Raw genomic sequence first — 10738 nt, 5'->3', positions numbered from 1 at the left:
GACCGCCTCGACCGATGGTCGATGAATGATCTCACCGGAGCGGGGAACCAAACGATGCAACCGAGCGGCGAAGTCGGGCGTTTTCAAATGGTTGATCTTCCGTCGCCGCCGGCTGATCGTAGACGTTATCGGGGCTTTCTACCGACCGCTCTTGTCTCGACTGTCCACTCGTATCCACACGAACATGACCCTCCAGCCATTCCGCCAAATGCAATTTCTTCGTCGCAATTTGGGCATCGCACTTTACCAACTTCGCAACCCCAGTAGCTCGAATGCTCAAGCTCTACGATTTCGCCGTGGATTTCGTCCTCCTGCGGTTCGCACTTACAATCCCAATCGTCCTCAACTCCGCATCGCCTACACGCACCCATGATTGATTCAGCCCGATAACAAATGCGTGAACCGGAGTTGCGAATCCAGCCCACTCTGAAATAAACGCCAACCGTCGCAACCCGGTTACGCAAAACGTTATCGGGACCATTCGTTCCCGTACTTGCTCGACATCTGATCGTTGATAAACGCCGCTAGTTCCGCGTCCGTTTCGCCGTCTTTCCAGACTCCGCTATGCAACGCTGAATAGCAACGCACGATCAACCCCTTGAGTCTGTCAATCTCAATGTTCGCATCACCCGCTTTGATGATCGCATTGGCTGCAACGTCACTATGGAACGTCATTGTCTTATTTCGCAACCGATCAAACTCGGTGGTTGTCGCTGGTCTTGCATGGACCCACGAACCGCACGCACAATCTTCCCCGCTGGGAGAATCGACATCCCTCGATGGTGACATCCATTCGTGCTCGCATTCGTCGCACTGGAAATACCGGAATCCCGGTTTTGGTTTTCGTTGTTCAAACTGTTTTGGTAGTGGCATGATTGGCCCGATAACAACACATTGGACGCGGAGCACGGCTTGCGTCGTTTAACAAATTGAACATCAACCGTCCGTGCCCGGTCAATGTGAGCGTTATCCGACTGACCCAAACGAACCTGTCGGAATCGACACCTGATATCGCGAAGCCATGACCCAACATGAATCGCTTGCGCCCTCAGCGGATGGGCAATCAAATGCTCGACCGCTATCGCTTCGGGAGGAAGCGATCGGCTACGGCATCGTGCCGTTCATCGGGCTGCTGTTCGTGATTGGAATGCACCTTGCCACGACAGCTCTATGGCCATTTCTAACGCTGCTGCTTGCTTTTACGCTTTTCTTCTTATCGCTCATTGTTCCCGTGTTTCGGTTGCGATACAACGTTGCGTCCCTTTCGATTCTACCGTTCTGCTCTTATGTCGTGAACAATTTCGACGTCGGATACGGGCGGACGTACACCGCACCGGGTATCGCTATGATTCTCGCGACGCTACTATTCATCGTCGTGGTCGGGGTGACGATCCTAATCAAGGCACTACTTGTTGCCTGGGCCAATGACGACACGCAGGCGGCGGATAACCATCCGATGCACCGGAGCGGCGGTGGTTAGCTTTTTTGCAATGGTGAATCGTTCGCCGCCGCCCGGTGATCGGTAACGTTATCCGACTGAAATCCGTTTGTGATTCGCAATGAACTACATCATCACTGTCGGCATCGCAATCATTTTCGCGATCTTCGGGACTGCGGCGGTGATGCCGTTTGGGAGCGATGCACCTCCGATCGGTGCTCTGTTGTTCGGGACATTTTGCGGTGGGCTTTACGTGGGGCACTTGGTCGCAAATGCACTCAAATACAAACCCAAGCCACGACGACCGCGTATCCCGATTGATGCCAAGCCAACTCGTCCATTTATTGAACGCCTGCGAATATTCTCTCGTGGGGACGAATGCAGAAATGCCGACGATCGTGCGTCCGAAACGTCACGGATGCCGTTCTGGATGCTCGGTGCCGCGCGCGACCCAACTCCGCCCAAGACATCGTTCTTTATTCGACGCATACTCTACCGTATCCGATCCATACTCACGTCACATAGCGGATAACCATGGGTTGTTACGGAGCCGGGATTGCGGGCGGCTTTGTTTGCTTGCAAGTCAATCGTCCCGGCCCGCAAAACCCTGCCGTTCCCCGACAACACATTGCTGCAATAAAGGGATGCCCGATCCAGGCTGTTGATTGTCCAACGCCTGCCTCCGCTCAGGTGATTGGTGCGCTGCTACCTTGCTGCAATGAGTGATCGCTCGATCCAACGCCCGAAGATAAACCACCGTCTGGAAATCCACTCTCGAACTCTGGCCGCGTAAACCAACGGCTTTCGCTTTGCTACTATGATCCATCGCCCGAGTTCATCCTGCTATAATCCGACGCCCGAGGGCAACGCTACGAAATCGAATCCTGGTCTCCCAAACGAAGCGGGGAACCAAGTGGTGCACCGGAGTACTCAAAAAAACGTTTTTCCCAATGGTCGATCGTCCGTTCGTACCCGGTGACCACCAACGTTATCCGACTGACGTAATGAAGCGTATTAGCCTACTCTGGATTTCCTTGCTTGTCGCATTACTGCCGTGTTGCCGATCCTCTCTCGGTCGACCAGACGCCGATTGGATTTCGGACTTCGATCGCACAACAACGCTCACGCTCGAATCGGGCGACGTAACGCTTGAGTTGTCGGACCCCGCGACGATTGATCGCCTTTCTTCGATCTACGCCAACGTGTCATGGCAACGCTACTGGCATACGCTACCCGGAGACGTCGGCGACCGATCCATTCGGCTGACTTCCGGTGGCGATACTCTGCGCACCCTCTGCTACACTGGCATCCTCTGGGAATCTGATGCCTACGATGATGTCCGGACTGCCGAACTGTCGGACGGCGATCGTGATTGGGTTGACTCGCTTTTTTCGCGTATTGACAACGCAGAACCCAAAGTGGCGGATCTCCAGGAACACCACCCACTTCCCACCCGTGAGCGGGGCAAATTGCGTTAAGATGGGAAGCTTGCGGCAGCGGGCGAATGTTCCTCCACTGCCACCCCGAAGCGCAGCGTTGTAAGTCTGATAACCAAGACATGCACCGGAGTGGCGGTGGTTGCATTTTCCGTCTGCTTGCACGTCGTTCGCCGCCACCCGGTGATGTCAACCGTTATCGGACTGACGTCTCAGGTGTTTCACGCGTTCGCTCGCACTAGCGATTGCTGCAACGCCTGATTGGAAATTTGTCGTTCGGCATTCGCGTTAGCGAATTTGCGAGTCAAACGCATTGATCCTCCGTTTGCGATTTCCTCCCTCCAAGCCGCTCGCAATTCTTGAACGTGTTCGCTGTTTTCGTTTGCTGATCAAGCGACAACGCTTTTGATCCTTCGTTTACCGTCAACAAGCACTGTCGGATGACAATTGCCGTTTTACTGCCGACCCGGACAACGCCCAATTGCTTGCCGCGTGAACCAAGTCCCGCTAAACTGTGGCGGCGTGGCAACCGCTGCCCGATGCTCGACCAATGCCCGTTCATAAATGCCGATAACAAACACATGCACCGGAGTGGCGGTGGTCACGTTTCTTTGGAATCACGTCAATCGCCGCCACCCGGTGATGTGAGACGTTCGCCAACTGAAGATTCCACCTCTTTGCCTGTAATTTGATGTTCATCCGTTTTTGCTTTTCCGCTCTACTCCTTTCGCAACTTCTGTCGCCGACGCTCGCGCTCGCTGAAAGGCTGATTAGCGTTCCAGACGGACGCACCATAGTCACAGATCGTCGTACCGTAAGGATTGCGGGGATTCGCGTTCCATCCATGCGAAATTCGCCTGGCCGTGACTCTCAAGCACACTTGCGCCGACTGCTCAAGAGAGGCTCGATTCGGATCTCAGGTAACAACGTATTCGTAAACGGGAAGGACATCGCAGAACAAATGGTTCGCTCGAGAATGGCTGATGCCATTCCAGGCAGCAAGTATGTACAGGCGGAAAACGAGTCGAAAATCGGTCCCATAGATTACTCACGATATAGCACAAACCAATCTAGCATCCGACGTCAGTACGTTCCCGGATATTGGAGAAATGGAACCTATGTGAAAGCGCACTATCGTTCAGTCCCCGACTCCACCAAATCGAACAACTGGTCTACCCAAGGCAATGTAAATCCGGTGACCGGCAAGAAGGGCTATCAGTAGTGCCGAGTGAGAGGCGAACCATGCGATGCACCGAAGTCGCGAATACGGTCGTTACAAATTGAAAGTCAATCGTCGCGACTCGGTGATCGCGGACGTTATCGGACTGACTCCGCAGATGTTCCGCGTATTCGCTTGCACAAACGATTGCTGCAACGCTTGGTCATCGGTGCGTCGTTCGGCATTTGCGTTAGCGACTCGCCGACTCGGACGTCTTGATCCTCCGTTGGCGATTGCCACAACCCACGCCGCTCCCAGTCCTCGATGGTGCTCGATGTTGTCGTTTGCTTTTCCATCGACCCCGTTTTCCAGTTTTCGTTCAACGTCTGCAAACGCCGTCGGACGACAATGCCCGTTTACTTGCCGGCCCGGTCAACGCCAAATTGCTTGCCGCCCGAACCAATGCCCGTTAAGCTGTGGCAGCGTTGTTGCCACTTCCCGATGTTCGATCAACGCCCGTCCATAAATGCCGATAACCATGCCATGCACCGGAGTGGCGGTGGTCACGTTTTTTTGAGATCGCGTCAACCGCCGCCACCCGGTGATGGCCACCGTTACATTGACAAGCAACTGCGGAACTAATGGCTAAAGTTTACGTTTCCTATCACAACTCGGACCACGACTACGTTCGCCAACTCGCGGACGAACTCATGTCGCATGGTCATGAAGTTTTCTTCTCGGGCGAGGCGATACGCCCGGGGCAAGACTGGGAAGCGGTACTCAGTGACGCCTTACGAAACGCCGATGCACTACTCGCTATCGTGTCACCAACAGCGATGGACAGCAAATGGTTGTTCACGGAAACGGGAACGGCAATGGCCTACTTTCGCGAACGCGGGCGGCCATTGGTGATCCCAGTAATTCTGGAAAACGCAGACATACCATCGCCACTCCAGAGCGTTCAAGCGTTGTTCGTGAGGGGAAAGGACATACCTGACGTTGCAAGAGAAATTGACGCCGCACTCGATGCAATGTTGGGACGCATCAAAGCCAAGGAGGACGAGCGTCGTGAGGTCCAGAAGAAGGTTGAGGCAACTGCAGCAACCTACATCAAGGCATCGCTTGAAAGCTTAGCCGAGCGTGAAACCGGGTACCGCCGCACCGCGTACTTCTGGTACGGATTGGCAATGTTCTCACTGGTCGGAGGCTTGGCTTTTGGTATCTGGCGGGCCGTTTCGCTCAATTCATCAAATGCTACGCCCTCCTGGGAATCGCTTGCGCAACTGGCACTGATTACCATTTTGGTTGTGGGTGTACTCGGTGCACTTTCGCGATTCGCCTTCCTACTCGGCAAGGCATTTATGGTTGAATCACTTCGCAACGCTGACAGGAGTCACGCAATATCGTTCGGCGAGTTCTATCTGAATGCATTCGGCGACAAGGCCGAATGGAGTGAAGTCAAAGAAGCCTTTCAGCATTGGAACATCGACAAAGGATCTACATTCATAGACCAAGACGCAAAAGACGTTGACCCGCAAATTCTGCAAACCGCGTTGGACATCGCTAAAGCGATTTCTGGGGCGAAGGGCGGCTAAGACAATGTAACCATGGGATGCAACGGAGCGGCGGTGTTGCGGTCTCTCTTGAGATCAGTGTCAACTCCCGCCGCCCGCTGATCCCGGTCGTTATCCGACTGAACAGATCCGCTCTTGAGCAGCAACGACCACTATCGAATTCGACCTGCGTACGTTTCGCCATGCGTTGTCACAATAATCTTTGCGACTCTAGCCTACGTGCACTCACCGTTCTGGATTGCGTCCTTGCCGCTAGGCATTGCTGCAAGCATTTTCACGCTTCCATCTCTAAACTTAGTCGATGGCTGCTTGCCCATACTGTTCATTACCGCTTCGATCGTCATGTTCGTGCTTTGGCCGGTGATCGGCATTCCCTCATTGGCCGGGTGCGTCCTTGGTAGTGCTGCCGCTATGATCGAACGCACACTGACTGCAACTCCGATAGACATTGACCCTGCTGGATCATCCGACGCCCCGCATAACGACGGATAACCAATGCGTGCACCGGAGCCGGACTTGCGAGCGTTCTCAAATGGATACTTTTACACTTCCGGCCCGGTGACGCTTGACGTTATCGGACTGACCGCTCAGGTGTTTGGCTTGTTCGCTCGCACTAGCGATTGCAGCAACGCTCGATTGCAAGTTTGTCGTTCGGCTTTTGCGTTAGCGACTCAGCGCTTCGACCGTCTTGATCCATTGTTGACGGTTGCCGCGACGTACGCCGCTCGTAAGCCGAACTTGTGTTTACTGTTGGCGTTTGTTGATGGCACCGCAACGTTTTCGATCCTTCGTTTACGGACAACACCCGATTGCTTGCTGCACGAATCAACGCCGGTTAGACTGTTGCGACGCGGTTTCCGCTGCCCAGCACCCGTTCGTAAAAGCCGATAACCATGACATGCACCGGAGTGGCGGTGGTTACGTTTGCTCGAAATCACGATGTTCGCCGCCACCCGGTGATGTCGAACGTTCCCCGAATGAATGATTTGCGCTCAACACTAACCATTGCCGTTTTGCTTATGCTTGGATGCTCCCAGCAGGGGACTGCTCCACAATCCGCGTCTGAGCTGAAGCCGCTCGGTATTCCCCTGCCCGAAGAGGCAGCTAACGCCCTACGCGATGGCTCCGGGTTCAAGCTCTATTCGATTGACCCAATGATTCGAGACGCTGGTCCTGAACCTGATGGATTTCATGACTATGCCGTTCTTGGCTCGACTGTGGTGACGCGAACCGAGCAGGATCGGCTGTTCGAGTCGCTTTCTGAAGGCGTTGAGGCAAGTGTGGGCGCTATCGCGGCTTGCTTTGACCCGCGACACGGTATCCGCGTTGAGCACGATGGTAAGGTCTATGACTTTCTAATCTGCTTCGAGTGCCTGCAGATTTACTGGTACACTGATGGCGAGAACAATTCGACGATACTCGTGTCTGACTCTCCGCTTGATGTCTTCAACACCGTGCTTAGTGATGCCTCAATCGCTCTACCCGATCCTGCGTGACCGAAGCGGGGAACCATCCCGTGCACCGGAGCCGGGCTTGCGAGCTTTCACGAATGGACAATCAACTTTCCCGGCCCGGTGACGGGCACCGTTATCCGAACTGGTGCGCGGTCATTCCGCATCAACGACGAACGCTCGGTATCCAGACGCTGGCGACCACTGGCCGATCCGTAGACCGTTTTGGCCGTGTCGTGTTTCGCAACGTCGAACACGTTGCGACGATTGCTGGGAGGTCTGGGTCACACATACTCGGCTCCGCTTCATGGTTTGCGTCTTTGCCTCGGGCGTCCGACTCCACGTCAAACACGGTTCTGTGTCGCGATCGACTCGTTTGGCACCTGTCGCGGATTTGCGACTTTCCGCCTTGTTTGCTAATTCCCTGCTTGCACCACCGCTACGAACTCGCCACGATGGTGTCACCCAAGTGGACGGAGTCTAGACTGGCGGCGTCCCGCCGTTGTTTTCTGCTCGCGCAGATCATCGTGGCGACGTCCCGTCGTTATTTTCCGCTCGCGCGGCCCATGCCCGTTGGCGGTTCGCCTCGTAACACATGATCGGGGATAACCATGGATTGCACCGGAGTCGGGCTTGCGGCCGTTTTCAAATGGAACATCAACACTCCCGACCCGGTGAATCCGGACGTTACCCGACTGAGAAATGAGCCACCTACGCGAACCCGGACGCCTGCATCTAACAATTCACGCCGACGGCGACGGAACGGCCGACTTGGTTGCAACAGCCACCGCAAACGGTTTTGCTGGACGCGGAAGCGCATGGTTCAACATTCACGAAATTCGCGATTTCGCTGTTGGTATTGCCAAATATCCCCTGGATGATGCAGTCGCGATCGCAGGTGGTTACTACTCCGGAAATCGCACTGGCGAACGCGCCCAAACTCATCTTTCCATCCGCGTCTATCTTCTTGATGGACGCGGCCAACTTGGGGTTCGTGTCACACTAAATGATCCGCAACATGCTGACGACCGCGAAGAGGCGATTCATTCCGTTGCTCTCGAAATTCGCACAATATACAATCGGCTTGAACGTTTTTCTCGCGATGTGCTAGCTCTGCTCGATGGACGGGCCGCCGAGGCGGTGCTAGACGAGGAGCTGCTCTGACCGTTTAGACGGCGGGTAACCATCCCGTGCACCGGAGCCGGGCTTGCGGCCGGTTTTGAAATGGTTGACTTAACACTCCCGGCCCGGTGACGGGCAACGTTACCCGACAGATTGGAACCTCGATTGCGATACTTAGCTCTGCTTCTGTTCTTAATCCCGCTTGGATGCTCGGAGTCTGTCGTCTCTCGGAGTGATGTGGTCGAGAATGCGTCGGATTCATCCGCAACAGACGAATCTGACCTACCGTGGGGTGGCCTGAAGGTTCAGTTCTCAGGAGCATCGCTTGCCGACGCCGATCAAATCGTCGTACTGCTTCATGGCTTCGGCGCTACCGATGCTGATCTCGCGCCACTTGCTGAATACATTGGCGGTGACAAGCGTGCATTCGTTTTTCCCGCCGCCCCCATCTCTGTTGATGGTGGAGGACTCGCATGGGCGACGACCGAGCAGGAACTCGAAACCGCTCATGCTCGTCTTGCATCTCTGGTGCGTTTCGCTAGCCGTACATACCCCAATGCTGAGATTGCGGTCGGTGGATTCTCGCAGGGGGCAACTGTGTCAAGTATGCTCTTGTCGGACGCAAATCTCCCAATTCGTCACCTTATCCTCTACTCACCCGCACTTGCAATCGACGCGGAATCACTTAGTCCCGCACGTAATATCGAGGTTCTGCTTTCGCACGGCCGAGGCGACCAAGTGCTGCCGTTCGATGACGCAAAACAGTTGCATGGAATGCTTAAACGTAAGGGAGTTGTGACTAACTGGCACCCGTTCGACGACGGACATACAATTACGACGGAAGTGCTGGACGCCACGAGAGACCAGCTATCACGAGAGGGCGGGTAACCATCGCATGCAACGGAGAACGGGTGGTTCGTTTTCTGGTCTGCTTGCAAGTCGTTCGCCCGTTCCCGCTGATGCGTAACGTTCGCGGTATCGACCAACGCCTGTCGCTCATGCTGCTGATTGGTGCGCTCGAATCTCGCCCAACTGATGTCAGCCGACGTCGATCGCCTGGGATTCGCATCTGATGTCACGGTTTGATGGGTGCGCTGACCAAGAAAAACCAACGCCCGGTCGTGGCTGCACTGATGACCGACGCACGCCGACAGCACACGCACATCCAACGCCCGAAGATGGCTGTGCTGACAACCAATGCCTGAAATGCCGCCTGTTAATTGGGACACTGAATTTCCCTCGGCGATTTCAATCGGCTACACTGGCAACAAGCGTCGATGGCTCGGGCCGTCGTCGTGTCCGGATCCGCGAACCATGCCGTGAACCGAAGGACGGAATGCGGCCTTTCGAAAATTGAAAACCAATCGTCCGTCCTCGGTTACGGCCGACGTTATCCGACTGAAGAATGGTTGCACCACCAAACGTTAGCGTTCGTGAAGAGAAATTCAAAACGCACTGTCAATTTGCGCGGGTGTGTTACCGTCTCACTGCAGGTATCGGCAACGTCGAAACGAACTGGTCACTACTTACAAACACTGGCTGCGAATGTACGGAAGAATTAGAATCCAAACTCATGGATGCATTCTTTCTCGGTTTCAATACCGCCTTGGACGATCAGTTGTGTGATGTTGGATATCGACTCGAGGTTCTCGCTCACTACTATCATGAGGTTGACTCTAGCGAATTCTCGTATTACGAAGCCGGGAAACTCGCGGGCAGTTGGCACTCCAAATACCCGAAAATTGCGTTTCAGGTTTGAATTCACAACGGCGGATAACCAAGCCATTCACACGGAGCACGGCTTGCGCGTTTTCACAAATGGATACATCACTCTCCGTGCCCGGTGATGGCAACCGTTCGCCGATTCGTTTGACCGAAATGAGGTGATGTATGCCAACGCGTAGAATCATGATCGAACGCCTGATTCGGGTTGTGTTGGCGACTTTCGCTGTTGTGTTGTTTTCTGCGGCGTACACGCGAACGCCACTAGACTCGTTGAATGAACTGTTCGCAGTTGTCGCTTATCTTCCGATCTCGTTAAGCCGCGATCCACTGTTGCTAGTTCCGCTTCTCGTTGCCAACGCGGCGTTGTTCGCCTTAGTAATGATCGCACAAACGAAGCAGTTGTATCCAATTTTTCGCTGCTACACTTACGCCGGTATTGCCTACGCCACAGGCATGTATCTGATAAGAACCGGTTACAATTTCCCGGTTGCAGGTCTCTTTTACGGGCCACTATTTGGTTGGCTAGTCGCCGTAGTGCACAACCATTTCGGATCAAGGATTTGCTCTTCGTTACACAATCGCTTACAAAGAACTTCACCGATCGATTCCCACTCGTAATGTGAGCACTTCGGCGAACCATGGGTTGCAACGGAGGCCGCGAGTTGACGTTTTTGCAGTGGTGAGCCGTTCTCGCGGCCCCGCTGAGCCCTACCGTTCGTCGACTGCGACAATCCACTCTTTTCTACACTACACTTTCTGCGAGGTTTCAAAATGTTAATCCGAACACTAGCTCTGTTGATGTTGATCACGCCAACCCTAGTGGCAGCTGAACT

At 54.4% G+C, this 10738-nt stretch carries 10 protein-coding genes; 8 read left to right on the top strand and 2 right to left on the bottom strand.

Annotated elements, in window-relative coordinates; all coding sequences use genetic code 11:
• Window positions 1-468: 468 nt before the first annotated feature.
• On the bottom strand, window positions 469-675 hold the full coding sequence (locus Poly51_RS29515; RefSeq protein WP_146462545.1) for a hypothetical protein: 207 nt from the start codon (window positions 673-675) through the stop codon (window positions 469-471).
• A gap of 346 nt (window positions 676-1021) precedes the next feature.
• Here Poly51_RS29515 and Poly51_RS29510 point away from each other — a divergent pair, with 346 nt between their 5' ends.
• Both Poly51_RS29510 and Poly51_RS29500 read left to right on the top strand, forming a co-directional pair.
• Window positions 1022-1480: a hypothetical protein gene (locus Poly51_RS29510; RefSeq protein ID WP_146462544.1), complete on the top strand. Its 459-nt coding sequence runs from the start codon at window positions 1022-1024 to the stop codon at window positions 1478-1480.
• Between the two features lie 962 nt (window positions 1481-2442).
• Window positions 2443-2916, top strand: a complete 474-nt coding sequence (locus Poly51_RS29500; protein WP_146462542.1) for a hypothetical protein — start codon at window positions 2443-2445, stop codon at window positions 2914-2916.
• A 1275-nt stretch (window positions 2917-4191) separates the two neighbouring features.
• Here the strand turns inward: Poly51_RS29500 and Poly51_RS29495 are convergent.
• A complete protein-coding gene (locus Poly51_RS29495; RefSeq protein WP_146462541.1) occupies window positions 4192-4389 on the bottom strand; it encodes a hypothetical protein in 198 nt (65 codons plus the stop codon).
• A gap of 285 nt (window positions 4390-4674) precedes the next feature.
• Between Poly51_RS29495 and Poly51_RS29490 the strand changes: the two genes are divergently transcribed.
• From Poly51_RS29490 to Poly51_RS31125, 6 genes are all read left to right on the top strand, one after another.
• On the top strand, window positions 4675-5628 hold the full coding sequence (locus Poly51_RS29490; protein ID WP_146462540.1) for a toll/interleukin-1 receptor domain-containing protein: 954 nt from the start codon (window positions 4675-4677) through the stop codon (window positions 5626-5628).
• Between the two features lie 474 nt (window positions 5629-6102).
• Complete coding sequence (locus Poly51_RS29485) at window positions 6103-6498, top strand: hypothetical protein (RefSeq protein ID WP_146462539.1); 396 nt, start codon at window positions 6103-6105, stop codon at window positions 6496-6498.
• A gap of 2 nt (window positions 6499-6500) precedes the next feature.
• Entirely contained in the window at window positions 6501-7103 is a 603-nt protein-coding gene (locus Poly51_RS29480; RefSeq protein ID WP_186775905.1) for a hypothetical protein, read from the top strand.
• 657 nt (window positions 7104-7760) lie between these two features.
• A complete protein-coding gene (locus tag Poly51_RS29475) occupies window positions 7761-8222 on the top strand; it encodes a hypothetical protein (RefSeq protein ID WP_146462537.1) in 462 nt (153 codons plus the stop codon).
• A 195-nt stretch (window positions 8223-8417) separates the two neighbouring features.
• Complete coding sequence (locus tag Poly51_RS29470) at window positions 8418-9068, top strand: alpha/beta hydrolase (RefSeq protein WP_186775904.1); 651 nt, start codon at window positions 8418-8420, stop codon at window positions 9066-9068.
• Window positions 9069-9753: 685 nt separating this feature from the next.
• Window positions 9754-9939, top strand: coding sequence for a hypothetical protein (locus Poly51_RS31125; RefSeq protein WP_146462535.1), 186 nt, complete (start codon window positions 9754-9756; stop codon window positions 9937-9939).
• Window positions 9940-10738: the final 799 nt, after the last annotated feature.

This window comes from Rubripirellula tenax (assembly GCF_007860125.1).
Taxonomy (GTDB): domain Bacteria; phylum Planctomycetota; class Planctomycetia; order Pirellulales; family Pirellulaceae; genus Rubripirellula; species Rubripirellula tenax.
The sequence above is the reverse complement of the archived record's forward strand: the minus strand, read 5'-3'. Positions and strand labels throughout refer to the sequence as shown.

Bases quoted from the DNA above. Each gene is read 5' to 3' on its own strand.
- Poly51_RS29515 (WP_146462545.1), bottom strand. From the start codon at position 675: ATGACGTTCCATAGTGACGTTGCAGCCAATGCGATCATCAAAGCGGGT.
- Poly51_RS29510 (WP_146462544.1), top strand. From the start codon at position 1,022: ATGACCCAACATGAATCGCTTGCGCCCTCAGCGGATGGGCAATCAAAT.
- Poly51_RS29500 (WP_146462542.1), top strand. From the start codon at position 2,443: ATGAAGCGTATTAGCCTACTCTGGATTTCCTTGCTTGTCGCATTACTG.
- Poly51_RS29495 (WP_146462541.1), bottom strand. From the start codon at position 4,389: ATGGAAAAGCAAACGACAACATCGAGCACCATCGAGGACTGGGAGCGG.
- Poly51_RS29490 (WP_146462540.1), top strand. From the start codon at position 4,675: ATGGCTAAAGTTTACGTTTCCTATCACAACTCGGACCACGACTACGTT.
- Poly51_RS29485 (WP_146462539.1), top strand. From the start codon at position 6,103: ATGCGTGCACCGGAGCCGGACTTGCGAGCGTTCTCAAATGGATACTTT.
- Poly51_RS29480 (WP_186775905.1), top strand. From the start codon at position 6,501: ATGACATGCACCGGAGTGGCGGTGGTTACGTTTGCTCGAAATCACGAT.
- Poly51_RS29475 (WP_146462537.1), top strand. From the start codon at position 7,761: ATGAGCCACCTACGCGAACCCGGACGCCTGCATCTAACAATTCACGCC.
- Poly51_RS31125 (WP_146462535.1), top strand. From the start codon at position 9,754: ATGGATGCATTCTTTCTCGGTTTCAATACCGCCTTGGACGATCAGTTG.